Origin of the sequence: Thauera butanivorans NBRC 103042 (assembly GCF_001591165.1) — a bacterium.
Lineage (GTDB): Bacteria > Pseudomonadota > Gammaproteobacteria > Burkholderiales > Rhodocyclaceae > Thauera > Thauera butanivorans.
Genome location: NZ_BCUG01000050.1, coordinates 1 through 23,485, shown reverse-complemented (window position 1 = coordinate 23,485; position 23,485 = coordinate 1). Strand labels below are relative to the sequence as shown.

Here is a 23,485-nt window from a genome sequence, read left to right as displayed (position 1 = left end):
CTGTCTGGAAGTGAGTGTGTGGAGGTGTTCAGGCGGCGGCGCGGCTGCGGGAGAGGCTGGCAGGAGCCGGGCTCGGCAGTTGCAGCGCCAGCGGTGCGGCGGGGTTCCCGCCGCTGCGGCGGAAGCCGTGGAGGCCGGCCATGTGCAGCACGGCGGGGCTGATGCTGTAGCACAGGACGCGTGCTGCGCCGCCGCGCTGCGCCATGGCAATGACGTGGCTGAACAAGGCATGGCCCAGGCCCTGGCCGCGGTATGGGCGCGTCACGCTGAGGCCGAAGTCGACGTCGCCATCGTGCATCGCGATATGTGCGAGGGCCACGATGTCGCCGCGGGCGTCGTTCAGGCCGTGGACGTGGTCCCGGACGTAGTCGAGGCGGGCGACGTAGCTGGCCAGTCCTTCGTCGCGGATGCCGTGGCCGAAGCGCAGCATGCGGTCGTCGGTGCCGAGCGTCAGCAGGTGGGCGAGGATGCGGGGCGCGTCATCGGGGCCGAAGCGCGTCATCGGGCTCAGCGCAGGAGCGGGGCGAGCGAGGTCTGACATGGCGGAGATCCGGTACGGGCAGGGCGGATCTCCGGCGGCTGGACGCGGCGCATCGCCCGCATGGACACGCCATGCGGTGCTGCCCGGCCGTCAGGAAAGCGAACAAGTGAAATGGTCTGAGCCATGCCTCTTGTCAGGGACACCCCGCCCCAAACTGTTGAAGGTGATGTGCATGGCAGGTCTCCTGACTCACGGGTCGTCGCCTTGCGCCAGCCTTCCCGGAACGTGCTGCTGTTCCAGTGGCGTGAGGGGGCGCAGGACTCGCCGATTACAGTTGCGGGGGCAGTTCCGGGTTTCGCGCGCGGGCGCGGCACCGGATTCCCTTTTCATGCCTGCCGGTGTCGGCAGGCAACCATGAACAGGGGCGCAGATTAGCCCCGGCCTTCCGGGCTGTCAAACCGGCCATGGGCGGGCAGGCGGCCTCAGGGCGCCAGCCGCTGCCGCCGCCAACTGCCGTCGTCCTGCAGCCGGTAGGCGATGCGGTCGTGCAGGCGGGATGCGCGGCCCTGCCAGAATTCCCAGTAGTCGGGCTCCAGGCGGTAGCCGCCCCAGTGCGGCGGACGGGGCGGATTGAGGCCGAACTTGAGTCCGTAGTCGGCCGCGCGCGCGACGATCGTGCCGCGCCCGTCGATGACCTCGCTCTGCGGCGAGGCCCAGGCGCCGATCCGGCTGCCGAGCGGACGGCTGGCGAAATAGCGGTCGGACTCTTCTGCCGAGACCTTTTCCACCCGGCCTTCGATGCGCACCACGCGCTCCATCTCCACCCAGTGGAACTGCAGCGCGGCAAAGGGGTGGACTTCCAGCTCGCGGCCCTTGCGGCTGTGGTAGTTGGTGTACCAGACGATGCCGCGCGCGTCGTAGTCCTTGATCAGCACGATCCGGGTCGATGGGCGGCCGTTTTCGCCCACGGTGGCGACCGTCATCGCGTTGGGCTCGGGAACGCCGCGCGCGAGGGCTTCCGACAGCCAGCTCTCGAATTGCCGCAAGGGTTCGCTGGCCGCTTCGTGCTCGTCCAGCGCGCCCTGCTCGTAGCTCTTGCGCAGGTCCGACAGGGGGGTGTTATTGCTCATGCCCGATCTCCGAGCTCGTGAATGAAGCCGGGCCGGCCGGAGAAGGCCGCCGGAAGGGCGGGATTGTACGCCGGGGCCGGCGTATCACGGCCTGGATGCCGGATAACCGCCCGTTTCGGTCCGGAGATGGTCCAGACGAGCGCGGCCCGGCCGTCATCCGGCGTGCAGTTGCCGCCGGAAACGCGGCCAGCACACAGCTGTGCGGCGACTCGCGGATAATGGCTGCGCCCAACCCACCTTCTTCCCGCAGGAGCCGACCATGGAAAAGATCGTCTTTCTCGACCGCGACACGCTGGCGCCGCAGATCCGCGTGCGCCGCCCCGGCTTCACCCACGACTACGTGGAATACGCGCGCACCACGCCCGCCGAGCTGGCCGAGCGCCTGGACGGGGCGACGATCGCGATCACCAACAAGGTGCCGCTGCCTGGCGAGGTGCTCGAACGCTTGCCCTCGCTGCGCATGGTCGCGGTGGCGGCGACCGGTACCGACCAGGTCGACAAAGCCGCCTGCCAGCGCCTCGGCGTGGCCGTGGCCAACATCCGCGGCTATTCGGTGAATACCGTGCCGGAACATACTTTTGCCCTGATCCTGGCGCTGCGGCGCAACCTCGTCCCGTACCGCGACGACGTGCTGGCGGGCGAATGGCAGAAGTCCGGGCAGTTCTGCTTCTTCAACCACCCGATCCGCGATCTGCACGGCGCGCGGCTGGGCATCATCGGCGAGGGCGATCTCGGCCAGCGCGTCGCCGGCATCGCGCGCGCTTTCGGCATGCAGCCGCTGTTCGCCGCGCACAAGGGCAAGACCGGCTGCGGCCGCTTGTACACACCGTGGGACGAGGTGCTGGCGGACAGCGACATCATCACCCTGCATTGCCCGCTGACGCCGGCCACGCGCGGCATGATCGGCCTGGCGGAATTCCGCGCCATGCGGCGCCGGCCGCTGCTGATCAATACCGCCCGCGGCGGGCTGGTGGACGAGCATGCGCTGGCGCAGGCGCTGGACGAGGGCCTGATCAGCGGCGCGGGCTTCGACGTCGCCGACGGCGAGCCGCCCGCGGCCGGCAGCCCGCTGCTGCGCATCGCCGCCCGCCCCGACGTGATCCTGACGCCGCACGTCGCCTGGGCGTCGGACGAGGCGCAGCAGACGCTCGCCAACCAGTTGATCGACAACATCGAGAACTTCGTCGCCGGCAGACCGAGCAATCTGGTGCAGGCCTGGCCAGGCACGCCGGGGCGCGCCTGAAGCGATGCCGGCCTGCCGTGATGCGCTTGCCGGCGGGCGTTTTCAGCGGCTGCCGCCCCTCCTGCCGCCTCCGGAGGGATCCGATGGGCCGGGGCGTCTGCGCGCGACGCTGCTTTCCAGCATCCGCTCGAGGCCCCGCATCACGGTCAGGTTCGCGCTTTCCATGGCCTGCAATTCGGTCAGCGCGTCTTCCAGTCTGCCCTGTGCGTGCAGTTCGACGGCGCGCAGTGCATGCACGTGCACTGCGCGATGCGGCGTTTCGAGCTCGGCGTAGCCGGGCAGGCCGGCGAAGCGCTCGCGGCCTTCGCCATCGTAGTACCACTGGCCGAGCCGGCAGTGCTTCTCGTCGGGCAGGGCGTCGGCGCGCAGCGTGGAAACCCCGAGGAAGACCTTGTACACCTCGAGTTTCAGGGTGAGTTCGTCGATGTTGGCGAGTTCCACGTTTGCGAGCACCGCCGACGAGGTCACGGCTTGCTCCATCCGCCGCGACAGATCGAGCAACTGCTTCATGCTGAGCACCGCCTGCGCGCTGTCCGTGGCGTAGTGGCTGGCGTCTTCCGCGCCGGCTTCCATCACTTCGCGTGCGGTGCGCGTCTCGTCCCGGATGTTTTCGACCAGGGAGGCGATCTCGGTGGTGGCGCTGGCAGTGCGCTCGGCCAGCTTGCGCACTTCGTCGGCGACCACGGCGAAGCCCCGTCCGGCCTCGCCGGCACGTGCGGCCTCGATCGCGGCGTTGAGCGCGAGCAGGTTGGTCTGGTCGGCGATTTCCTTGATCAGGCGGACGATGCCGCCGATCTCGTCGGCGCGGCGGCTGAGGGTCGTGACGTTCTTCGATGCCGCGTCCATGCGCTCGAACATGGTGTGGAGATTGCCGGCGATCTGCTCGAAGGCCGTGCGGTTTGAATCGGAGTGAGCGGCGGCTTCGAGGGCGGACGCCTTTTCGTCGTTGAGCGTCGTCGCGAGCCGGAAGAAGGATTCCTGCACGCCGCCGAGCGAGTTGCCGAAACTTCCCAGGCTCGCGAAAACGCCATCGAGGATGGTGCGTTCGCGGCGCAGGGCTTCGGCTTCGGCGCGCAGTCCGATCTGCTCCGCTTCGAGGGCGTGCACGCGCGCCTGCAGGCTTGCATTGGCTTGCTGTAGCAGTTGGTTCTCGGCTTCGCTGCGGCGTAGGTTCGCTTTCTGTCGGGAGAAGAACATGTTGCGCTCGGGAGAGGGGGCCGGGGCGGGCCGGAGGCGTCGTATGGAACGGTGGGGTGTCGGTGCCGGGGCGGGCGTTAGGCGCCGGCTTGTGCGAACAGGATTTCGATGGCCGGGAACAGCTCGCGCTCCTCGAAGCGCACATGCGCGATCAGTGCTTGTCCGGCCTCGGTTTCGCCCGTGCCATGCGAGATGGCGGCAAACAGCGTGCGCAGCTGTGCATGTTCGGCGTACAAGCGCTCGGCCAGGGCGAACTGGCCATGCTTCTGGAGCAGGGGAGCAAGGTCGCGTTCTTCCTCGTCAAAGTGCGCCATCAGAGCGGCGTGCTCGGCGCGCAGTTCGTCCGCGGCACCGCCGGCGACGAGATGCCGCCCCAGGCGGAGTGCGGTGTGGTGTTCGCGGGACAGCTGGATGAGCTTGGGGTGGCGTTTCATGCTGGATCTTCCGGCGGCGTCGGGATTGATGTTAAATGGCTCTCTTAAAGAGTCAACAAAAATGAATCTATTGGTGTTGAATTTTCACGTTCCTGATCCAGCGACTGCCGGAGCGATGCCCGCATGAACATCACCCAGCACACCGACTACGCTCTCCGCCTGCTCATGTATCTCGGCGCCTGTCCGGAGCGGCGCGTCACGATCCGGGAAGTGGCGGAGCGGTTCGAGATCTCGCGCAGCCATCTGATGAAGGTGGTCACCGAACTGGTGGCCAAAGGCTTCGTGGATGGCGTGCGGGGAAAAGGCGGCGGGCTGATGCTGGCGCGTTCGCCGGCTGCCATCGGCCTCGGCGAAGTGGTTCGCCAGATGGAGCCCTGCCTCGAGCTGCTGGAGTGCTTCGGCACCGGCTCCCGGTGCCTGCTCGATTCCGTCTGCCGCCTCAAGGGTGCGCTGGGACAGGCTCTGCAGGCCTTTCTGGCCGAGCTCGACCGGACGACGCTTGCCGACCTCCTCGGCCACGACGGGCAGTTGCAGAGGGCGCTCGGTCTGGACGAGCCGCATCCTGCATCAGGCAGGCCGGCGATCCCGATCCGGACGGCTGCAGGGCGGCGTTGAACGGTCCGGCGTGGGCGGGGCGGAGCAGCCGCTGCGGCGCTGCTCGCGGCCGTGCGCCGCGCCGGCCACGCTGCGCCGGGAGCTTGAGCGGGGGGCTCAGTCCGCTGCGCCTGCATCGGCGGCGGTGCCGCGCGGTTCGCTGCCCATCAGCTCGCCGGCGAAGAAGCGCCCTTCCAGCTCTTCCAGTCCCAGCGTCTGCAGCATGGCGCGCAGGCGTTCGGCGGCGCGGCGGCGCGGCAGGTCCTTGTAGCTGGCGATGATGAGTTCGTTCTTCATCGAATGCTCCCAGCCCACCAGTTCGGTGACGCTGACCTGGTAGCCGTGCGATTCGAGCTGCAGGCAGCGCAGCACGTTGGTGGCGTGGCTGCCGAATTCGCGCGTGTGGATGGGGTGGCGCCATAGCTCGGCGAGGCTGTCGCGCAGCGCCTGCTGCTTGTTCTTGCGCAGCACGGCGGCGACTTCGGCCTGGCAGCAGGGCACCAGCACGATGAAGCCCGCCCGTTTTTCCAGCGCGAAGCGGATCGCGTCGTCGGTGGCGGTGTTGCAGGCGTGCAGCGCGGTGACGACGTCGATGCGTTCCGGCAGGCGGTCCGAGCCGATCGATTCGGCCACCGTTAGCTTGTGGAAGCGCATGCCGCCGGAAAAGCCCAGCTTGTCGGCCAGCCGGCGCGAGCTCATCACCAGCTCGTCGCGCGTCTCGATGCCGTGGATGCGGCCGGCGGGTGCGTGCAGCTTGAAGAACAGGTCGTACAGGATGAAGCCGAGGTAGGACTTGCCCGCGCCGTGATCGACGAGCTGGATGTCCGGCCGCGCGGCCAGCGCTTCGGCCAGCAGCGGCTCGATGAACTGGTACAGGTGATAGACCTGCTTGAGCTTGCGCCGGCTGTCCTGGTTCAGTTTGCCGTCGCGGGTCAGGATGTGGAGCTGCTTGAGCAGCTCGATCGACTGCTCGGGGCGGATTTCGGGGTGCTGGGCGTTCATCGGCGGGGCGGGCGCGGGGGCCGTGCTGCGGTGGAGCGCGCAAATGTACCCTGGTCCCGCGGCGTGTCCAAGCATCGCCTGCTTGCCGCTTCACCGCCGCGCCCGTGGCCGGCGGTGCGCGAACGGGGGCGGCAGGTCGGATGCGGTCGGCGGAGCGTCATGGGGGCTGGGCGTCGTCCAGGCACTGGCGCCGTGCGCCGCCCGCCGCCGTGGACTAGCATGAAGCAAGGCGGGAGCGGGCCTGGTTGTTGCCTGCCGATACCGGTTTGCCGACGTGCCGTGGGGGAGGGGGCGAACATGAATGCGTTCGATGCTTGCCGAATGTCTCGCACTTCGATTCCGCCTTCTCTTGGCAGGGCCTGTCGGGCGGGCATGGTGCTTCTGCTGGCGGTGTTTTTGTTGTCGCTCGCCGGGTGCGGTGCGCGCGAGGAGGCGCCAATGAGTGCGCCTCCGCCGGCGGGGGAAGCGCCATCCGCGCCGGACCCGGGGGATAGCGGAGAGCCGCCGTCTGCGATGGAGCCGCCACCTGCGGCGGAATTGCCGGCCACGGCGCCGTCCGCTGGCCGGGAGACCTTGCCGCCGACCGCAAGGCCGCGGCCGAGCGCGAACGGTGGGCCACCCGCGAACGGCGGACCACCCGCCGCCGCGCTGCCCGGCTTCCCCTGGCCGCCTCCGCGCTATTCGGCGTTTTCTCCCATCGAGCGCGCATGGCTGGCGGAGGGCGAAGCGCCGGTGCTGGGCGACGTGGCCGTGCGCCTGGAGCGTGCATTCGATGCCGCCGGCTACGGCGAGCGCAGCTATTACCGGATACCGGGCGGCTTCGCGCTGGTGTCGCGCATCGAGCGGATACGGGAGGATGCCTCGTCCTTCGAGCCGCCCGCGCGCTGGACCGTCGAGGCCGCCCGGGTGCGCGAAGGTTTCATCGACCACATCCGTGCGCTGTTCAATGCGCCGCCAGGTTTTTACCGGGTCATCGTGTTTGCCGTCACCGACGAGGATTTTGCCGCGGCCGAGCGTGCGCCGACCTCCGCCGAGGCGCGCGAATGGGTAACGGGCGGTGGCCTGCGTCTGCCCGAGGGAATTGCGCTGCAGCCCTACGGTGCGCGCCACTATACGACCGCCCTGATCTATGAATTCGAGCGCCGGGGCGAGCAGCCGCAGGCCAGCGTGCGAATGCCGAGTCCCGCGACAGGGCGGATGCATCTCGAGAAAGCGGGTTTGTGGCAGGCTCTGGCGGTGCGCTGAGATGGACGGCACGAGCGTGGATGCGGGGTGGAGCGTGTTGCGCCGGCTGGCGCAGTTTTCCCTGTCGTTCGCGCTCGCCAGCCTGCTCGCCACGGCGGCGACCCTGGCCTGGCTGCCCAATGCAGCCGCGCTGGGGGAATGGATCGTGATTTCGACCGGAGGCATGGTCGGGCTGCTTGCCTTCGCGTTCGGCACCATGATCAGCCTGCGCAAGCCGCATGCGCGCAAGCTGGGCTTCGTCACCGTCGCGGCGTCCTTCCTGGCTGCGGTGCTGTTCGGCCTGCTGGCCATTGCGGTGCCCGAATCCGCTGTGCAGTTCATCGCCTGGCTGGCGGTATTGCTGGCCTACGCGGCATATGCCACGCATCGCCTGGTGCGCTGGCCGACCGGGGTGCTGGCGGACGAGCCGAAGTCCAGCCTCGGCATTTTCATTTCCTACCGCAGGGACGACAGCCGCGAGAGCGTGGGCCGCATTCACGACTACCTGAGGCAGGGCTTCGAGGATGAGCATCTGTTCCTGGATGTCGATCGGCAGGCCGCGGGCGAGGACTATCGGACGGTCATCGGCCGTGCGCTCGACGCGGCCGAAGTGGTGCTGGTGGTGATCGGCGTGCGCTGGCTTGCGCCGGCCGCGGCCGATGGCGGGCGCCGCATCGACGACCCGGAGGACATGGTCAGGATCGAGATCGAGACCGCGCTGGCGCGGGGACGGCGGGTGGTGCCGCTGCTCGTCCAGGGCGCGGCCATGCCGGCCGAAGCGCAGTTGCCTCCGTCATTGAGCGAACTGGCCTACAAGACTGCGCTGCCGGTCAGGCCGGACCCCGATTTCAAGCCGGACATGCAAAAGCTCATCGCTGCGCTGCGCGCCTGAGGGCAGGCAGGGCCGCCAACCGCCGTTTATTGCCTGACGTCGCTCCATTCGGCGACGGTCAGCGCCTGCAGTTGCGCGGGGCTGAGCGGGAACACCGAGAAGGGCGTGCCGGCGGCGGCCCACAGCCGGGTGAAGCGCTGCAGGTCCGTGTCCAGCAGCAGCCTGACCGGCCGGGCATGGCCGATGGGGGCAACGCCGCCGATGGCGTAGCCGGTGGCTTCGCGCACGAAGTCGGCGTCGGCGCGGCCGATCTTTTCGCCGACTAGCGCCGCGACCTTGGTTTCGCTGACGCGATTGTCGCCGCTGGCGACGACGACGACCGCCTGGCCGCTTTCCTTGCCGCGGAACACGACCGACTTGGCGATCTCGGCCACGCTGCAGCCGATGGCCGCGGCGGCTTCGGCGCTGCTGCGAGTGGGCTGTTCGAACTCGACGACCTGTGCCGTCACGCCGGCGTCGGCAAGGTATTGCTGGGTGCGGAGGGCGGTGGGGTGCTGAGCGGGTTTCATGTGAGGCGTACGGGGTGATTGGCGAAAGCGTGCAAGGATAAGGCGAAATGCCGCGCGCTTCAGCTGGCCGGCCGGTCGGTGCCGGAAGGTGGACGCGCCGCATCCGGTTCCCGCGCGTCCGGCTGGTGGCCGCCCAGGTCGGAATCCTCGATCCATTCGCGCCATACCGCCATCAGCACCGCCAGCACCACCGGCCCCAGGAACAGGCCCACGAGGCCGAACGCCGCCAGGCCGCCGAGCACGCCGAACATCACCAGCACGAAGGGAATGCGGGTGGCGTTGCTGATCACCAGCGGCCGCACCAGGTTGTCGACCCAGCTTACCACCAGCGCGCCCCACAGCAGCAGGCCGATGCCGGCCGCGGTTTCGCCGCTGATCAGCAGCCAGGCGCCGATCGAGCCCCACGCGAAAGGCGTGCCGAAGGGAATCATGGCGATCAGCGCGGTGATGGCGCCGAGCAGCACCGGCGCCGCCACGCCCGCCCACCAGTAGCCCAGGCCGGCGACGAAGCCCTGCGCGAGCGCGGTGGCGACCAGCCCCCAGACGACCGCCTTGGTCATCGAGCCCACGGCCGCCAGGTAGTCGTCCACCCGCTTGCCGAGGAAGCGCTGCAGCAATCGATGTACCTGCTGCAGCAGGCGCTCGCCGTCGCGATACAGGAAGAACACGGTGATCAGCGCGAAGCCGAGCTTGGCTGCGTTGCGCCCGACGTCGCCGATCAGCGCCACCGCCACGTCCGCGCCCTGCCGCACCCAGTCGGTCAACTGGACGCGCAAGGCTTCGGGGTCGTGCGTCAGTTCGTCGAGCAATTGCTGCAGATCGTCGCCGATCCAGGGCAGGTTGCGGACGAACTCGGGCAGGGCGAGCGTGCCGTGGCGGACTTCGGCGGTGATGGCGGCGATCGCCAGCCCCAACTCGTTGCGCAGCAGGCTGGCCAGCCACAGCGCGGGCAGCACGACGGCGGCGCTCAGCAGCAGGCTCATCAGCAGCGCGGCCAGGCCCGGGCGGCGCGGCATGCGGCGCTTCAGCCGGCGATGGAGCGGCCAGGTCGCATAGGCGATGATGACCGCCCAGGCGACCGGCACGATGAAGGGCTGCAGCACCGCATAGCCGAGTACCAGCAGCCCGCCGAGCAGCAGGCCGAGGATGATGCGGCGGATGATTTTCTCGGCGACCTGGTCGATCATCTGGACTCCATGGAACGCTGGATCGCGAGGAGGCGATGGCGCGCGCAACGCTCGCCGCCGTCCTTGCCGTCTCCGGACGGGGTGTCGGACGATGCGAAGACAACTGCGACATTACATGCTTCCCGCGGTACTCGCATCTGTGCTGCCGAGGGGGCCTGCGAGCGGAGATTCAATCGACCGCGCGTGCGCCTGCGAACTCCCCCGGCGTCGTGCCGAAATGCTCGCGGAAGCTGGCGATGAAGGCCGACACCGAATCGTAGCCGCAGACGATGGCGACGTCGGTGACCCGCTCGCCGGCCTCCAGCATCGGCAAGGCGCTGATCAGGCGCAGGCGCTGCCGCCAGCGGCGGAAGCTCAGGCCGGTGTGGGCGCGGAACAGCCGTGCCAGCGTGCGTTCCGAGCAGCCCAGACGCCGTGCCCAGACGGCCAGCCCGTCGCGTGAATCGGGTTCCGCCTCGAAGGCTTCGCATACCCGGCGCAGGCGCGGCTCCTGCGGCAGCGGCAGCATCAGGCCGAGCGCGGGAGCGCCTGCGACCTGATCGAGCAGGACGGCCGCGAGCCGCCCGCCAGGGCCTTCTTCTTCGTATTCGGCCGGCAATTCACCGAAGGCGCGAACCAGTTCGCGCAGCAGCGGGCTGACCGCGAGCACGCGGCAGCCGCCTTGCGAGTCGGGCAGGGCAGAAGGTTCGATGTAGAGGCTGCGGATCACGGTGTCCGCCGAGCCGCGCACCTGATGCACGACCCCGGCGGGAATCCACACGGCACGCTGCGGCGGCGCGATGAAGCGGCCCGCGTCGGTGCGCACGTCGAGCACGCCGGCCGTGGCATGGGCGAACTGGATCCACGGATGGGCGTGGGGGTAGCCGAGCGCGCGGTTGGTCAGCGATTCGGCATGGCCATAGATCGGCCGCGGCAGGCGGGTGAGTGTGGCGAGGTCTTCCGGAGGGCAGGGTGGCATGTCCGGTCAGCGACATCGGTCGTTCGATTGGCGTTAGCCGGCAGTATCGCCAGCCGTTAGGCTTGCATGCAAGCATGCCGCGTGTCCGATCCCGGGCCTGCTGCTCTCCCGATCCCACCACTCCGCCGAACAAAAAATGAAATTCCTGCAACTGCTGTTCGATCGCTTCACCCTCATTCTCATCGCCGTCGTCGTGCTCGCCACGATCCTGCCGCCACAGGGCCGGTACGTGGCTTTCTTCGACGGGCTGACGCATGCCGGGATCGCGCTGCTGTTCTTCCTGCACGGCGCGCGTCTGTCGCGCCGCGCGATCATCGACGGCGCGATGCACTGGCGCCTGCACCTGCTGGTCTTCCTATGCACTTTCGCGCTCTTCCCGCTGCTCGGCATGGCGCTGCAGCCGCTGATGAAGCCGCTGCTGGGCGACGCGCTGTGGCTCGGCATGCTCTACCTGTGCCTGCTGCCGGGCACGGTGCAGTCGGCGATCGCCTTCACCTCGATCGCGCGCGGAAACGTGCCGGCGGCAGTGTGCGCGGCATCGGCATCGAGCCTGGTGGGCATCGTGGTCACGCCGCTGCTGGCCGGTCTGGTGCTCGGCGGCACCGGCGCCGGCATGCCGCTGGGCGAGTCGATCCTGAAGATCGGCGTCCAGCTGCTGCTGCCTTTCGTGGCCGGGCATGCGCTGCGGCCGTGGATCGGCGCCTGGGTGGCGCAGCAGCAGCGCTGGCTGCGCTACGTCGATCAGGGTTCGATCCTGCTGGTGGTGTATACCGCCTTCGGCGCGGCGGTGCTGGAAGGGCTGTGGCGCACGGTCCCGGTCCCGGCGCTGGCGCTGCTGACAGGGTGCTGCATCGTGCTGCTCGCACTGATCCTTGCCACCACCACCTGGCTTGCCCGCCGATTCGGCTTCAATACCGAGGACGAGATCACGATCGTCTTCTGCGGTTCGAAGAAGAGCATGGCGACCGGCGTGCCGATGGCCCAGGTCCTGTTCGCCAGTTCGACCGTGGGCCTGGCGATCCTGCCGCTGATGGTGTTCCACCAGATCCAGTTGATGGTGTGCGCGGTGATGGCGCGGCGCTATGCGGAGCGTGATGGCAGCGAGGTGGTGGTCATAGCGCGCTGACCGAGGGGTTTTACGCTGGGTGGAGTACCGCGTCGGTGGTTTCCAGCCGCTCATGCGGTCAACTGGCGTTTGGTGTCCACTGGGAGATGATGGCGGGTATGAGCGCCGATTCCGAGCTTGGGTCAATCCAGATAAGATGCCACAAGGGTTCTCCACTCCTTGCCGTCATAAGCTTTGACGACCTCGGGGCTGGCGATGACAAGCAGGCCGTCGTGGGCGTCCATATGGCCGTAGATTGGTATTTGCTGGCCGTTGTGAGTGATGGGCTGGAGTTGCTTGCCGTCCCAGGTGCGTGCCTGATAGTCGGAGGCGAGCCAGAGCTTGCCGTCGAACCACAGTACGTCATTCCACAGAATGGAGGAGGCGCCCTGATAAATGAGCTCCCATGTGGACAGTTTTCCGCGCCACAGGCTGCCACCTTCACCGGAAATATAGACTTGGCCATCTCCGGCGCAGGTGACCGTGGCCAGCTGTACGTTGCTGGGGAAGCCTTGCTGGGTCCACAGCTTGCCGTCGAAGTGCCAGACATCGCCGTGGCCGCCGACGGCATACATGTCGGTTTCGCTAAAGGCATCCATGTCGTTGAAGCCTTGGGCGGTATCGGCCTCGACTGCGGGGAAGCCAGCGTCGATCTTGATCCATTTGCCGATATCCTCCCGCTTATAGATAGCTCTTCCCCCTCCGACTGAATAAGCATAGTCGTTGATGCACTTCACCCGTGCGGTCATGGGGACTTTGCCGGGGGCAATGAATTCATCAGCAGTATCAACGCCGCCACCCATAATATTCACTTGGCCGTCATTGTTACGCGAAACAAGCAGGCCTTGAGGAAGTGGTTTGCGGGAAACGCCGACTCTGGGTTTATTGTAACCTTCGAGTGTAGTGGCTCCGAACCTATCTCCTGTGGGAGAGGATAGGCTGAGCACGAATAGTTTACTTCTTATGTCATGATCAAAAATTAATGATGCTTCCTCAGGAGATGTTTTTTTTCTAAGGCAAAAATAGACGACGCTTTTTTCGCGAACTGCGCAGTCAGTGATGTGCCATGACTGGAAATGTTTAGCCCACAAATCTTTCTTTATGTATTTCATTTTTGCCTCGATGGGATTAAATCGATCCGCCGCTTCCGTCTGTCTCAACGGGGTTTCCATTCTTGTTTACTGCTTTAAGTCTACTGCCTCTACACATTTGCGAGTAGTATGATTCCAATTGTGCTTTGATGCATTTCTTTGAGCACTTTGAAAGTGGAAACGCTTCGGCATGAGAGTTCGCAGCAGCGTTTATTGCGTCATCCACACTCATGGTGCCGTCGCCTGAGACTTTACCGTTCCTTGCCAGAGCTCCGACCTGTCTATCCATTGCGTCATGCACACGTCCATGGCTGCCAAAATTCTGGCTGGTGCCTTCCACGCAGACCGTTGGGGCTACATTGTGGTCGTAATTGGGACATGCGCCACGAGCCATGGCCCCATAGATCAGATGGTGTCCTGTTTGTCCTTTGCAGCATCCACCGCCTCTCGCGGACTCGACGTTCGAGCGTCTTCTGCCACCAGTCGGGTTGCCGGCACCGTCAGCACTATAGGGTACGAGGTTGCACTTTCGGGCGCGGGTGCAGGCATTGAGAGTGGCAAGCATGTCCTGTCCCGCGGTGGCAATTTCTTGTGCTTTGGAAAGTTGTTCGTCTGGTGGAAGACTCTTTAAGTTCTTGAAATTGTCCGCCAGGGACTGCAGATCGTTTCCTTTTTGCCGCAGAATGTCCAATTGCTCTAATGCTTCGTTGGCTGTGGCCTTTATTTCAGCAACGTCGCCAATTGCAATTGCGGCGTCTACGGCACTCCATACGCCCATGGCGGCATTGCCCAGGACGGGCAGGGAAGAACCTGCCAATTGCTTGACAGCGGCTTTGGCGCCTACTTTGGCTGCCGCTCTCATGGCGGCGTTGGTTGCTAGATCCGTCAGGACGGACTCCAGAACATTCATGGCGTTGAGTTCATCGGGCAGAGCTAGAAAAAGATCGGCCAGTTGGTCAGCGTACTCCTTGGCCTTTTCAATGGAGTCCAGACTGACTTCCAGCCCTGCGCAGTGGTCGTCCGTCCAGTGCCAGCCACTGCCGTCGCGGCGCCCAACGTCGCTGCGCTGCTTGCGGCCCTGCAGGATTCTTGAAATTTTGCTTTTCCCTTGAATCTCTTTTTTAGTATCCGAACTTTCCTTGTCAGGCTGGCAGGCGCGTGCGATACGTTTTTCTTCTTTTGCGCAATCATGGTTCCATATCCAGCTGCGAGAAATATAGGGGAACAGCGGCGTGTTCGATGGCATGGAGCCATGATTGTGGCTGACCATGTCGGTATGCCGATCCACGCCTAGTCCTTCAAAAACGACATCCAGGGACCAGGACCTGAAATAGGCTTTCCCCTTGATGACGCTGGTTTTGTCACCTTTGGCAAATGCTTCGGTAGCAGGTTCATTGCCTGTACTGGTGGAAAAGTAGGCCTTGTCCTCGATGGCTACCGTCTCGCCTGCAATGAATACCGTGCAGGTGCCGTTGGTGATGTCCGGCGCGAAGGCGACATTGCCGTAGGGAACGAGTATCGGCCCGCTTTTGGGAGGAGGAGGACTCCAGCACGGATCGGGGAAGGCGGTGGTTGCCACGCCATCGGTCGATTTGCAGGCGATTTCCAGGTCGTTGGCGTAAACGTGCGTGCCCATGGCGCGTCATTTCCTTTTAGCGGTGATGGATGGCCAGAGCAGCACGCTGCCCGTTCTCGTTGCCAAGATGCAGTAAGCCTCGAGTGCCGAGGTCATCGGGCGCCATTTCAGCGCCGATCCAGGACAGGATCAGCGGACCAAAGGCCGCACCGATTTCGCCAACCGATTGAGCGGCAACCCTGTGGGGAAAGTATGCCACTTTCCGCGTCATGACCCGGTCCATGGCCAGTGCGGCCTCCTTGAAGTACCACTGCTCGCCGCCAATGGCGCTGGCATGGAACAGGAGGTCATCAGCGCTCCAGTTCGCGCTTTGCAATGCGTTACGCAGCGCCTTCGTCAGGCCCATGGCGCGTAGCGACGTAGCTTCATCAAAGGGGCTGGCCGGCTCATGGGCGGTGCCAACGCCTTCAATCCAGAGGGCGTGTCCGCTTGACTGCCGAGGCGTCAGCGCAATGGCGGCCGCGGCTTCTCCCGGAATGAACCCGTCCGGATTGATCGAACAACGGATGCGCTCTTGCGCCAGAAAATGTTCAATGCTTGCCGCATCCAGGAAACTGTCCACACCAACGATGATGACGTATTCCGGCGGTGCTTCTCCCGCAAACATACTGCCGGCACCGAGGAGTGCATCTGCGATGCCGGCTTTGCCCAGGCAGCCGAGGATAGTACGAGGGTCGTAATCCTCCTCTGGGCGATTGCTCACCAGGAGGTCGATGATATCGCGATGAAATCGGGTACCGCGCTCCCGCTCCGCACCGATGAGAATGATGGGGGAAGCTGGTCAGAAGTTAAAGGCAAGCCGGCAAGACATTCGGTCATGGCAGAGCGGTACATGTGTTGCAGGCGCGACTGCCCCCAGGTGGGAACGTCATAAAGCATTGCAACATTGATCGGTTCACCTGCCGTATCGACGAAGCTGCCTTGGCGGAAATGATTCAGGCGTGCCCGGATGGCAGCTGACGTCGACGCCGTGTCATTGCCCACCGAGCAGCAGACACCGGCCGATGCAACACGCAAGGGCATGAATCGCGATTTATTGGTTTGAGAGATGACGCTCATGCGGCCTCCTGCACTTGTCCGCAACCTGGGCAGCCCACGCCGTCCAGCCCCAGGCGTCGGGCGTCCCACCAGGCCGGATCGACGTTGCCGACCGCGACGGTGTCGAACTCATGGATGCGGCGGCGTATGGGGGTGCTGGCACGCCAGACGGCCGAGAAGCGGCCTGCCTCGGTTTCGAAGAACAGCGTATCGACCGGTGGCGAGAGGATTTCGGTGCTGTAATCGGTGCGCAGGATACGCACCCTGAGTGCGTCGAAGCGGGGCAGGGTGAAGCTCAATGTGGGGTGGCGGGGCAGCAGATGGGTGAGCGTGACTGTTTCTCCGCCAGCAGGATAAGGAATCTGTTGATCCGTCGGCGCGCACTGAAAGAACCGTTCATCGAAGTCTTCCGGCAGAAACGGGGCAAGCTCGCGCCTCCAGGCGTCGTCATAGGTTCCCCCATACTGGTTGCGGGGGGCCCAGTGCCGGGCGATGGCACTGAGTGCAGTCGGCATCAGTGCATCGTCGTTGGGCTTTTTGATGGGCTTGCCCGGTGCGTGGAGATTTGCGATCGGCTCGCCTGCCAGGGTGTGCCATGTCTTCGGCCCACCCCAGCCGATGCCGGCGAGGTTGTGCTCGAAGGCTTCGCAATGAACGTGTTTGCCGTCCTGGTAATGGCGCATGCCACCGAAAGCGTGCCCATGGTGAAGCGGCAGCGTCGTGAAAGGCGCGGGCTCGGAAGGCGTCAGGCCGAGCACGCCCCGTTGCCACTGGCGGTTTCCAGTGACGCAGACGGTCTTGTGCCAGGCGCCGATACGCACTTCGGCTTCGAGATATTTGAGCGGTCGCTGGTCGGGTGCATGGGCGCAGGCGTCGAAGAGCAGGTCGCAACGGGGTTTGTGCCGTACGAAGTCGTCGCCATAACGCATTGCGCTTTCGCCCGGGGCGCCGTAGTACTCGTCGCTGACGACCAGCGGGCACGGCGACAGGGGGCGTGGGCGCTGGCCAGGCTCGGGAATGCGCCAGGTGGCCTTGGCAACGACGACCAGGTGTTCGCGGCCAGTGACGTCCAGCGCGGTCGACAGGGCCACGTCGAGGTGTTTGGAGAGGCAGACGAGTTCCATGCGCGCTGCTCAGTTGATCTGCACGGAGCCGCCGCGAATGCGCTGCCCCGCCTCGGCGTGGCTGGTGATGTAGCGGCCACGCAACTGAATGCGCCCGTCGGCTTGCAACAGGATCACGGCTTCTCCGCAACGAAGTTCGAGTTCCTCGTCCGCTTGCACAACGACTCGGCGTGGGGACGATTCGGTGCGGGCTTCCGTCGATTCAGGGGCAACTGGCGTATCCGCAGGCGGCACCCAGACCCGTCCCAGAATCACGGGTTTGCGGGGGTTGCCATCCTGAAAGCCCAGCACGAACCGTGTGGCCCCGACATCTTCCTGCCTGAGCGGGACCATGGAGAGGGCAGGAAAGGGGCCTTCCTTGAAACTGTCCGCTTGTACCTGCGCAAGACCTGTGTCGTCGAGATGGTGCAGCGTACCGATCGTCAACCCATCGATCTGGCTCGGCAGGCTGTGCCGGAGGCTTTCACGTTCCAGCAGCACTTGCAGCGTGCTTTCGGGAGGCGTCGCTGCAGGCAGCGGCGATGCTTCGGCATGCGGATCAGTTTTCAAGGATCTTGGCTCCTTTCATCGTGATGTTGCCATCGGCCTTGACGACTTGTTCGCCCGTCATCGTGATCGTGCAGTCATGTCCATTGATCGTGATGGTGCCGTCGGCTTTCATGACGAGGGTGGAGGCGCCGACCTTGAGGGTGATGGATTCGCCCGCCTGCAGGGTGAGGTTCTGCCCCACGGTGGTGGTCTTGTCGATGCCGATCTGGCTGGTCTGGCTGAGCCCCACGAGGGTGTTCATGGCCATGCCGACGTTCAGGCTGTAGCCCAGGCCGACGTTCTCCATGCGCCCGAGGCCGACGTTCTGCATATAGGCCATGGCGATGGTCTCGGTCTTGTTCTTGCCGACCTTGATGGACCAGTTCTTGCCGATGCGGTCGGTCTCGTTCTTGTCGACGGTCTTGTTGCGGCTCTTGTGGATGGTGAGCGATTCGTTGCCATCGACCGTGCGGGTCCGGTTCTGGTGCACGGTCAGCGTTTCGTCCAGGTCGACCGTCTCGGTGCGCCAGCCGTGGACGTCGATCTTCTCGTTGCGATCGACGATCTCGGTGCGGTCGCGGTGGATGGTGTTGAACTCGTCGCGGTCGATTTCCTTGCTGCGGTCGTTGCCGACCCACTTGGATTCGTCGTTCTCAACCTCGGTCAGGTAGTCCTTCTGGGCGTGGAACCAGACCTGCTCGGCGCCCTTCTTGTCCTCGAAGCGCAGCGCGTTGGCGTCGCCCGCGCCGTCGCGCAGGCCGGCGCCGGCCGCCCCGCCCTTGCTCGAGCGGGTGAGGATGCCCGACTGGGTCTGGTTGGCCGGCAGCGCCCAGGGGGGCATCTGCTCGGCGTTATAGACGCGCCCGGTGATGATCGGGCGGTCCGGGTCGCCGTGCTCGAAGTCGACGATGACTTCCTGGCCGATGCGCGGCAGGTGGATGGCGCCGAAGCCCGAGGCCACTCAGGGTGAGGTGTGTAAAAGTGAGTTCCCCAGCATACGGAGAATTTGGTCTTTGCATAATCGACTACAAAGAAGAAGTGAGCTCGAAACTACTGAGCCGGCACCCATCCGATGAAACTGTCCGGAAACTCCTGCCGGAATCTGACAATGACCTGATCGAGCAGCGGGGTGGCTGGCACGTCCAGCGGCACGGGCGCTGGCAGTTGCGCCAGCGGCTGCTGCATCAAGGGATGATCGAAACGCTTGGGATTCTCCAGTCCCGCCCATTCACGGAGGCGTAGCCAGCATAGGATTTCGTAGGGGAACAGCATGACGTCTTCGGCATCGAACTCGTCGATTTCGTCATGGGCGGTATTACGGGCCTCTTGGGCATGGAAGTCGGCCATCGCGCATACCCAGTCGTGCACCTTGCCCGGATCGGTAGTGAGCCAGTCGTCGAGCACAGTCGCATACGGGCTCATATCGGGAGGGTAGGAGTAGAGCGAGGTGTCGAATTTCGGCCCACCGGCTTGGGCATAGAGGCGCAGGATGAACCAGAAGTGGCGGTAAATTTCCCCTGCGCGGTGCCGATCCGTATGCCGCAAATCGAGCAGGGAGGTGTCGAGGCCGCGAATCAAGGCTTGACCGATCCGGCTCGCGGCATCTTTCCAGCCAGCTATGACGGCAAGGGAGAAATAGAGTACGGCTTCATTCTGGAGCACTGAACCGCCCCCATTGAATTCTGCGAAGGCCGTCTCGAAGTGGATATAGGCTTCGGCATGGCGCACAGCAAGAGCTAGGTCTGTGTATCCGTTGCTGCCTTCGTTCAACACTGCGTGCTCGTAGTGGACAAGATGCCGGAAATAAATTTTTCGAGCACGGCTACCGAGAAGAGAAATTTCATCTTCACCGGCCAGATAGGCCTCAAACAAACCGGGGGGTCTATCCCTGAAGTTTCGGATCAGGGTTGGATTGACAATCCATTGCTTGAGCCATTTGCTGACATTCTTCTGCAACTTGACGACTTCTCTCTTGCTATCCATGTATCAATTCCTTATTCATTGGCAAGCCAGGGTTTTGAGCGGGAAGGTTTGTTCGGATTCTTCGCGCATCCCTTCGAGATGTCGTCGATAAAGACTTCACGTTTTTGGTAGGCTACAGGCTTTCCTGCCTCTTTCGCTTCGTTTATCCATTCGCGCGCGGTCTTGGCATTTTTTTGCTTCCGGTATTTTCCCATAGTTATCTTTGCCATCAGCCACTCGTGTCAAGCGGTCATTCGTATATTTTTCCTCACCCATACCGGCCTGATCTCTGGAGAGAGAAGGCGCGCTGCTCCCTTCCTAGGGCGTTGAGAGTTGGTCACACCAATTGTTTCCGTCTTGGCCGGGATTCGAAAAGAAAAATTCCCTGCATGGCTTATCACCATGCAGGGAGTCGGATAGGTGGCAGGGCTGGAAGTTTATGATGATCGCGTGATGTAAATGGCGAAAACCACGGCTGCGACTAATTCAGGGTGATTACCTGCGGCGGCTCCATCTGCTGCGCGATGTGATGGTAGACCTCCAGCTTCACGATATCCAGATTACTGACGACTTCCTTTCCACCCAGGGCCGGACGGTGCTTGTAGCCATACATCTCGTCACTCTTGAGTTGACCAAGGGCCTTGAGTGCTCGGGTGAACATCGGGCTCTCTGATTCGTCTGTTTCGTCAAAATATTCAATATCGCTGTGTCCCCAAAAACGTTGAAGCTTAATTGCTTCCCGAGCGTCGTCGAGTGGAGTGGAATCGTTCAGAGGGTCGTAAAAAATGATATTCAAATTAGGGTCTATAATAATAGCCTTACCTTTGGATTTACCCCATACGTAAAGGCATCCAAAAGCATTTCTGGCAATCACGCTCAAATCGTTGCGGTTCTCAAACGGGCTTCCATCCAGCCACATGTCCAGTAAGTCCTGATATTCAGCAGGGTTGGTCATCCATACAAGACCATTGTGGAAACCACAAGCGCCTACTGCTCGCCAATACACGAAGAGTTGCTCGGGAAGCTTGCCGCGGTATGTTTCAATCACCGACTCCGGGATGGGTGTGCTGTCGTGCGGCTCACCAAAGTCTTCCAGAAAACCGTCAAAATCTTCATCGAAACGGTAATTTGTCATCATCATTTCCTTGGGCTGGGTTTGCATCCGGCTGCCCGGGCTTCACGTTTACCGCAGGCGCGCAGCTCCACATTCATTTTCTCATTACCTTCACCGGCCTGTTTCCGTCGGCAGGCCTCGGCATCCATTGAATTGATCCGATCGCCTCGCCACTGACTGCCAATATGTTGGTTGGTATCGCTGAAGCCGAAATCGGCATCGCTCAACACACCGTTGTCACCGATTACATCCCTGCCGCCAGCAACCATATCTTGATTGTGCAAGGGATTTGTCTGGTCGCGTTCGCGTTTGGCTTTGGCTGAGCCCATCCGCTTGGCATCGCTACGCCCAAGGCCTTGATCACGAAACTGATCAGAATATCGCTGTGTCTGCTCTTTTTGTCGCTGATTCTTTGCCTTCCTTGTGACAGAAAGATCACGCCCAGGTGCCTTCGCGACACTTTGCCCCGTGCAAGGGTTTGTTCCGGTAAAGCCACCGCGCTGGGCAAGATACTCATCGACGCTCATGGCGTTGATGCCGTCCTGTTGGTGCTTGAGCTGGCGATCATACTCATCACGTCCACCTTTGGCTCGGTCTTGGGGGCAGAAGCATTTGACGCGTTGCCTTCGACCTCTCGCCCTATCCTTCCCGCCGCCGCTACCTTGAGTCTTCTTTGCCCCCTGCTGGGATGCCTGCTGGGCGGTCTCTTTGCCGACAGCCTTGCCAGTGCCCTCGACGGCGGCGCCGACAGCCCGCTTGCCGACCTTGGCGCCGGTGGCGGCCATGCCCAGCCCGGGCACCATCGCCGCTGCGCTCAGGGCGGCGTTGACTGTGTCACCCTCGGCCAGATAGATCAACGCATTGGCCCCGTCGGCTATCTCGCCGACCACCGGGATGAGGCCGACGACGTCGAGCACCCCGTGAGTGACGGCGCTGCCCCAGCGCCCCCACCAGCCGGTTTCCTTGGCGGTGGCCTGGATGGGCGGTGCGCTGTTGCCGTGCGGATTCGACCCGGTATCGGGGACGATGATCCCCTGGGTGTTGCCCATCGGCCCGGGGGTGGGCTGAGCATTGGGCTTGACCTGGGCGGAGACGGTGGGGCGCTTGCCGCTCATGGCTTCTTCCAGTTCATCCATACCGAATCGCCGGTACGCACGATGGGCTGGCCATTGACAAAGACGTTGCTGCTCTTGTCGATGTTGTGGCTGATGGTGGTATGCGTGCCCGAGACGACGCCTTTGCCCGCGCCGGGTTCGTCGCCCTTGACCTTATCGACGAAGCTCTCGTTGTGCAGATAGACGGGCTTGCCCTGCAGGAAGACGTTCGGCGAGCACTGCTGGCTCTGGTCCATCGTATGGGTGATGGGGTAGGGCACCGGAGAGCCTTTCTTGCTGGGAGTGATGCACACGTCGGGTGCCAGGCTGACCAGACGGAAGCGGCCATCCTTGGAGACGATGTTCTCATCGGCCATGCGCCGTCTCCGGTGTGTAATACGCCTGTGTGCCTGGCGGCCAGGTACCGAGTTCGAGTGCCCGTACTCCGGTGCGCGCGCTGACCGTGGCACGGCGAACCACCGAAAGGGTGGCGGCTGTTGGATCGATGATGACCGTGTCGATGTGCATCGGTGCGAACAACAGCGGACCGGCCTGCAGGCGCAACAGCAACTGCAGGTCTTGCCGGGGCAGGGCGAAGCGGATGCCGCCGCCGTTGGCGGGCGGGTCTGGCGTCAGATTGGCCAGCGCGATGATTTCGCCGCCCTGGGGATAGTCGATCTGTTGATCCTGGGGCGCGCAGTTCCAGTAGCGATAGTCGTGGTCGAGCGGCGACTTCGGCCACTGCGTGGCTTTCCAGGTCTCGTCGTGCGTGCCGGCCAGCTTGAGCCGGGGTTGCCACCAGCGGCCGATCGGTCCCAGCCCCAGTGCCGGATAGTCGTCCTGGCCCTTGAATGGCTTGTCGGGTAGCTCGATTTGCGGTGCTAGGTGCAGGGCCGCTTCGACTTGTTCCCAATCGGGCGCGGACGGGTGCTGCACGTCGCGGACCATGCCAACCGCCTCGAGCACCTGTGCTGGATTACGGCCGCAGCCGATGGGATTGACCGCGTCGTAGGCGGGCATGCGCGCCAGGGCGCGGGCAACCTTGTCCCTGTCCGCTTCACTCAGGCCCGGGGCATCTTCGAGCCGTTCCAGTACGTTCTGGAGGGCGATGGAATTGGGGCCGCCGCAGGCCAGCTCGTAGAGGATGGGAACTTGCGTGGCGGGCTCGGGTGCGGTGAGCGACCAGCCCAGCATCCCCTTTGTCTGGTGGCGCGGGCCGGTGACCTGGAGGACCTTGTAAATCGCATTGCCGAAGGCGAAGCCGACCGCCCAGCGATCCTTGGGTCTGCCGCCGGGGCTGTAGGCGTGCGCGTTGACGACGAGGACGTCGCACTTGGGTTTGTACGGTGCGTAGTCGCTCTCCTGGATGAGGCTGGAGGTGTTGACGCCAAGGCGGAATTCGTCCGATTCGCACAGCGGGGCCTGTTCTTCGGGTGGAAGCAGTTCCGGCACGGGGACGGCGCCCGCGCCGGCGTCCAGCGTGCGCAGGCTGTAGGTCGTCCGGCACACCATGACGTGGAAGAGCTCGCCCTGCGGGTCGACATGCTGGAAATACTGACTCGGCCAGGGGGTGTGGTTGCTCACCTCCGGCAGCGGGGCGCTCGCCAGGGGGGCGGGAAGCGTGTTGTCCGGGCCGTTCATGGTCAATTGATGTCGATCCGCTCTGAGTCGAGGCCGATGTGTTCGCTGCCGACGACATCGATGCTTTTGCCGTTGATCGTGATGGTGCCGTCGGCTTTCATGACGAGGGTGGAGGCGCCGACCTTGAGGGTGATGGATTCGCCCGCCTGCAAGGTGAGGTGCTGCCCCACGGTGGTGGTCTTGTCGATGCCGATCTGGCTGGTCTGGCTGAGCCCCACGAGGGTGTTCATGGCCATGCCGACGTTCAGGCTGTAGCCCAGGCCGACGTTCTCCATGCGCCCGAGGCCGACGTTCTGCAGGT

General features: G+C 64.2%; 26 protein-coding genes, 1 pseudogene and 1 riboswitch. Of the genes and pseudogenes, 5 read left to right on the top strand and 22 right to left on the bottom strand.

The genetic code is table 11. The annotated features are described in order from the left end of the window. Positions 1-28: 28 nt before the first annotated feature. Both TBU01S_RS17585 and pdxH read right to left on the bottom strand, forming a co-directional pair. Entirely contained in the window at positions 29-541 is a 513-nt protein-coding gene (locus tag TBU01S_RS17585; RefSeq protein WP_068638521.1) for a GNAT family N-acetyltransferase, read from the bottom strand. 157 nt (positions 542-698) lie between these two features. After that, positions 699-913: riboswitch (cobalamin riboswitch) on the bottom strand. Between the two features lie 50 nt (positions 914-963). Further along, positions 964-1,611, bottom strand: coding sequence for a pyridoxamine 5'-phosphate oxidase (pdxH, locus tag TBU01S_RS17580; protein WP_068638520.1), 648 nt, complete (start codon positions 1,609-1,611; stop codon positions 964-966). A 259-nt stretch (positions 1,612-1,870) separates the two neighbouring features. Between pdxH and TBU01S_RS17575 the strand changes: the two genes are divergently transcribed. Beyond that, the gene (locus tag TBU01S_RS17575; protein WP_068638518.1) at positions 1,871-2,854 is read left to right on the top strand and encodes a D-2-hydroxyacid dehydrogenase; all 984 of its coding nucleotides are present in this window, start codon (positions 1,871-1,873) and stop codon (positions 2,852-2,854) included. 42 nt (positions 2,855-2,896) lie between these two features. Here the strand turns inward: TBU01S_RS17575 and TBU01S_RS25010 are convergent, their stop codons facing one another. Both TBU01S_RS25010 and TBU01S_RS17565 read right to left on the bottom strand, forming a co-directional pair. Continuing rightward, positions 2,897-4,051, bottom strand: coding sequence for a methyl-accepting chemotaxis protein (locus TBU01S_RS25010; protein WP_068638513.1), 1,155 nt, complete (start codon positions 4,049-4,051; stop codon positions 2,897-2,899). 77 nt (positions 4,052-4,128) lie between these two features. Further along, positions 4,129-4,485 carry a hemerythrin domain-containing protein gene (locus TBU01S_RS17565; protein WP_068638511.1) on the bottom strand — a complete coding sequence of 119 codons (357 nt, stop codon included), beginning with the start codon at positions 4,483-4,485 and terminating at the stop codon, positions 4,129-4,131. Positions 4,486-4,608: 123 nt separating this feature from the next. On the opposite strand from TBU01S_RS17565, the gene TBU01S_RS17560 reads away from it, so the two are divergent. Further along, positions 4,609-5,100 (top strand): RrF2 family transcriptional regulator, encoded by a 492-nt coding sequence (locus tag TBU01S_RS17560; protein ID WP_068638509.1) that lies wholly within the window; start codon positions 4,609-4,611, stop codon positions 5,098-5,100. A gap of 96 nt (positions 5,101-5,196) precedes the next feature. On the opposite strand, the gene TBU01S_RS17555 is transcribed toward TBU01S_RS17560, so the two are convergent. Further along, complete coding sequence (locus TBU01S_RS17555; protein WP_068638507.1) at positions 5,197-6,081, bottom strand: class I SAM-dependent methyltransferase; 885 nt, start codon at positions 6,079-6,081, stop codon at positions 5,197-5,199. 438 nt (positions 6,082-6,519) lie between these two features. Here TBU01S_RS17555 and TBU01S_RS17550 point away from each other — a divergent pair, with 438 nt between their 5' ends. Together TBU01S_RS17550 and TBU01S_RS17545 are read left to right on the top strand one after the other, a co-directional pair. Beyond that, complete coding sequence (locus TBU01S_RS17550) at positions 6,520-7,326, top strand: hypothetical protein (protein ID WP_088178895.1); 807 nt, start codon at positions 6,520-6,522, stop codon at positions 7,324-7,326. A gap of 1 nt (position 7,327) precedes the next feature. Next, on the top strand, positions 7,328-8,197 hold the full coding sequence (locus tag TBU01S_RS17545) for a toll/interleukin-1 receptor domain-containing protein (RefSeq protein ID WP_068638505.1): 870 nt from the start codon (positions 7,328-7,330) through the stop codon (positions 8,195-8,197). Between the two features lie 26 nt (positions 8,198-8,223). Here the strand turns inward: TBU01S_RS17545 and TBU01S_RS17540 are convergent, their stop codons facing one another. From TBU01S_RS17540 to TBU01S_RS17530, 3 genes are all read right to left on the bottom strand, one after another. Next, entirely contained in the window at positions 8,224-8,706 is a 483-nt protein-coding gene (locus tag TBU01S_RS17540; RefSeq protein ID WP_068638502.1) for a YbaK/EbsC family protein, read from the bottom strand. 59 nt (positions 8,707-8,765) lie between these two features. After that, the gene (locus TBU01S_RS17535) at positions 8,766-9,893 is read right to left on the bottom strand and encodes an AI-2E family transporter (RefSeq protein WP_068638500.1); all 1,128 of its coding nucleotides are present in this window, start codon (positions 9,891-9,893) and stop codon (positions 8,766-8,768) included. A 169-nt stretch (positions 9,894-10,062) separates the two neighbouring features. Next, complete coding sequence (locus TBU01S_RS17530) at positions 10,063-10,851, bottom strand: AraC family transcriptional regulator (protein ID WP_068638498.1); 789 nt, start codon at positions 10,849-10,851, stop codon at positions 10,063-10,065. Positions 10,852-10,987: 136 nt separating this feature from the next. Here TBU01S_RS17530 and TBU01S_RS17525 point away from each other — a divergent pair, with 136 nt between their 5' ends. Continuing rightward, positions 10,988-11,977 carry a bile acid:sodium symporter family protein gene (locus TBU01S_RS17525; protein WP_068638496.1) on the top strand — a complete coding sequence of 330 codons (990 nt, stop codon included), beginning with the start codon at positions 10,988-10,990 and terminating at the stop codon, positions 11,975-11,977. A 122-nt stretch (positions 11,978-12,099) separates the two neighbouring features. Here the strand turns inward: TBU01S_RS17525 and TBU01S_RS24025 are convergent, their stop codons facing one another. The 14 genes and pseudogenes from TBU01S_RS24025 to TBU01S_RS17465 form a co-directional block, all read right to left on the bottom strand. Continuing rightward, on the bottom strand, positions 12,100-13,128 hold the full coding sequence (locus tag TBU01S_RS24025) for a beta propeller repeat protein (RefSeq protein ID WP_157659193.1): 1,029 nt from the start codon (positions 13,126-13,128) through the stop codon (positions 12,100-12,102). After that, positions 13,085-14,683, bottom strand: coding sequence for a PAAR-like domain-containing protein (locus tag TBU01S_RS23225; protein ID WP_083953695.1), 1,599 nt, complete (start codon positions 14,681-14,683; stop codon positions 13,085-13,087). Before TBU01S_RS23225 ends, TBU01S_RS24025 begins: the two co-directional genes overlap by 44 nt. Before the next feature lie 16 nt (positions 14,684-14,699). Further along, positions 14,700-15,386, bottom strand: coding sequence for a hypothetical protein (locus TBU01S_RS24020; protein WP_157659192.1), 687 nt, complete (start codon positions 15,384-15,386; stop codon positions 14,700-14,702). Continuing rightward, positions 15,383-15,742, bottom strand: a complete 360-nt coding sequence (locus TBU01S_RS24015) for a hypothetical protein (RefSeq protein WP_157659191.1) — start codon at positions 15,740-15,742, stop codon at positions 15,383-15,385. The genes TBU01S_RS24020 and TBU01S_RS24015 overlap by 4 nt, the downstream gene beginning before the upstream one ends. Then, positions 15,739-16,845: a DUF2169 family type VI secretion system accessory protein gene (locus TBU01S_RS17505; RefSeq protein ID WP_068638488.1), complete on the bottom strand. Its 1,107-nt coding sequence runs from the start codon at positions 16,843-16,845 to the stop codon at positions 15,739-15,741. The genes TBU01S_RS24015 and TBU01S_RS17505 overlap by 4 nt, the downstream gene beginning before the upstream one ends. 9 nt (positions 16,846-16,854) lie before the next feature. Next, complete coding sequence (locus TBU01S_RS17500) at positions 16,855-17,394, bottom strand: DUF6484 domain-containing protein (RefSeq protein WP_068638486.1); 540 nt, start codon at positions 17,392-17,394, stop codon at positions 16,855-16,857. Then, positions 17,384-18,334 carry a type VI secretion system Vgr family protein gene (locus tag TBU01S_RS17495; RefSeq protein ID WP_068638484.1) on the bottom strand — a complete coding sequence of 317 codons (951 nt, stop codon included), beginning with the start codon at positions 18,332-18,334 and terminating at the stop codon, positions 17,384-17,386. The genes TBU01S_RS17500 and TBU01S_RS17495 overlap by 11 nt, the downstream gene beginning before the upstream one ends. An 89-nt stretch (positions 18,335-18,423) precedes the next feature. Further along, positions 18,424-19,356, bottom strand: a complete 933-nt coding sequence (locus TBU01S_RS17490; protein WP_068638482.1) for a hypothetical protein — start codon at positions 19,354-19,356, stop codon at positions 18,424-18,426. Between the two features lie 11 nt (positions 19,357-19,367). Then, a complete protein-coding gene (locus TBU01S_RS24010) occupies positions 19,368-19,565 on the bottom strand; it encodes a hypothetical protein (RefSeq protein ID WP_157659190.1) in 198 nt (65 codons plus the stop codon). A 251-nt stretch (positions 19,566-19,816) separates the two neighbouring features. Then, positions 19,817-20,497 (bottom strand): GAD-like domain-containing protein, encoded by a 681-nt coding sequence (locus tag TBU01S_RS17485; protein WP_083953694.1) that lies wholly within the window; start codon positions 20,495-20,497, stop codon positions 19,817-19,819. Next, positions 20,473-21,585 carry a polymorphic toxin type 15 domain-containing protein gene (locus tag TBU01S_RS17480; protein ID WP_157659189.1) on the bottom strand — a complete coding sequence of 371 codons (1,113 nt, stop codon included), beginning with the start codon at positions 21,583-21,585 and terminating at the stop codon, positions 20,473-20,475. The genes TBU01S_RS17485 and TBU01S_RS17480 overlap by 25 nt, the downstream gene beginning before the upstream one ends. Further along, positions 21,561-21,920, bottom strand: a complete 360-nt coding sequence (locus TBU01S_RS17475) for a DUF4150 domain-containing protein (RefSeq protein ID WP_068638476.1) — start codon at positions 21,918-21,920, stop codon at positions 21,561-21,563. The genes TBU01S_RS17480 and TBU01S_RS17475 overlap by 25 nt, the downstream gene beginning before the upstream one ends. Beyond that, complete coding sequence (locus TBU01S_RS17470) at positions 21,910-23,184, bottom strand: DUF2169 family type VI secretion system accessory protein (protein ID WP_068638474.1); 1,275 nt, start codon at positions 23,182-23,184, stop codon at positions 21,910-21,912. The genes TBU01S_RS17475 and TBU01S_RS17470 overlap by 11 nt, the downstream gene beginning before the upstream one ends. Before the next feature lie 2 nt (positions 23,185-23,186). Further along, positions 23,187-23,485, bottom strand: a pseudogene (locus TBU01S_RS17465) (hypothetical protein); the annotation flags it as partial.

Bases quoted from the DNA above. Each gene is read 5' to 3' on its own strand.
- TBU01S_RS17550 (WP_088178895.1), top strand. From the start codon at position 6,520: ATGAGTGCGCCTCCGCCGGCGGGGGAAGCGCCATCCGCGCCGGACCCG.
- TBU01S_RS24025 (WP_157659193.1), bottom strand. From the start codon at position 13,128: ATGGAAACCCCGTTGAGACAGACGGAAGCGGCGGATCGATTTAATCCC.
- TBU01S_RS17480 (WP_157659189.1), bottom strand. From the start codon at position 21,585: ATGGATGAACTGGAAGAAGCCATGAGCGGCAAGCGCCCCACCGTCTCC.
- TBU01S_RS17535 (WP_068638500.1), bottom strand. From the start codon at position 9,893: ATGATCGACCAGGTCGCCGAGAAAATCATCCGCCGCATCATCCTCGGC.
- TBU01S_RS17485 (WP_083953694.1), bottom strand. From the start codon at position 20,497: ATGCAAACCCAGCCCAAGGAAATGATGATGACAAATTACCGTTTCGAT.
- TBU01S_RS17575 (WP_068638518.1), top strand. From the start codon at position 1,871: ATGGAAAAGATCGTCTTTCTCGACCGCGACACGCTGGCGCCGCAGATC.
- TBU01S_RS17555 (WP_068638507.1), bottom strand. From the start codon at position 6,081: ATGAACGCCCAGCACCCCGAAATCCGCCCCGAGCAGTCGATCGAGCTG.
- TBU01S_RS17545 (WP_068638505.1), top strand. From the start codon at position 7,328: ATGGACGGCACGAGCGTGGATGCGGGGTGGAGCGTGTTGCGCCGGCTG.
- pdxH (WP_068638520.1), bottom strand. From the start codon at position 1,611: ATGAGCAATAACACCCCCCTGTCGGACCTGCGCAAGAGCTACGAGCAG.
- TBU01S_RS17560 (WP_068638509.1), top strand. From the start codon at position 4,609: ATGAACATCACCCAGCACACCGACTACGCTCTCCGCCTGCTCATGTAT.
- TBU01S_RS17490 (WP_068638482.1), bottom strand. From the start codon at position 19,356: ATGGATAGCAAGAGAGAAGTCGTCAAGTTGCAGAAGAATGTCAGCAAA.
- TBU01S_RS17470 (WP_068638474.1), bottom strand. From the start codon at position 23,184: ATGAACGGCCCGGACAACACGCTTCCCGCCCCCCTGGCGAGCGCCCCG.
- TBU01S_RS25010 (WP_068638513.1), bottom strand. From the start codon at position 4,051: ATGTTCTTCTCCCGACAGAAAGCGAACCTACGCCGCAGCGAAGCCGAG.
- TBU01S_RS17505 (WP_068638488.1), bottom strand. From the start codon at position 16,845: ATGGAACTCGTCTGCCTCTCCAAACACCTCGACGTGGCCCTGTCGACC.
- TBU01S_RS23225 (WP_083953695.1), bottom strand. From the start codon at position 14,683: ATGGGCACGCACGTTTACGCCAACGACCTGGAAATCGCCTGCAAATCG.
- TBU01S_RS17540 (WP_068638502.1), bottom strand. From the start codon at position 8,706: ATGAAACCCGCTCAGCACCCCACCGCCCTCCGCACCCAGCAATACCTT.
- TBU01S_RS17585 (WP_068638521.1), bottom strand. From the start codon at position 541: ATGTCAGACCTCGCTCGCCCCGCTCCTGCGCTGAGCCCGATGACGCGC.
- TBU01S_RS17475 (WP_068638476.1), bottom strand. From the start codon at position 21,920: ATGGCCGATGAGAACATCGTCTCCAAGGATGGCCGCTTCCGTCTGGTC.
- TBU01S_RS17565 (WP_068638511.1), bottom strand. From the start codon at position 4,485: ATGAAACGCCACCCCAAGCTCATCCAGCTGTCCCGCGAACACCACACC.
- TBU01S_RS24015 (WP_157659191.1), bottom strand. From the start codon at position 15,742: ATGAGCGTCATCTCTCAAACCAATAAATCGCGATTCATGCCCTTGCGT.
- TBU01S_RS17530 (WP_068638498.1), bottom strand. From the start codon at position 10,851: ATGCCACCCTGCCCTCCGGAAGACCTCGCCACACTCACCCGCCTGCCG.
- TBU01S_RS17525 (WP_068638496.1), top strand. From the start codon at position 10,988: ATGAAATTCCTGCAACTGCTGTTCGATCGCTTCACCCTCATTCTCATC.
- TBU01S_RS24010 (WP_157659190.1), bottom strand. From the start codon at position 19,565: ATGGCAAAGATAACTATGGGAAAATACCGGAAGCAAAAAAATGCCAAG.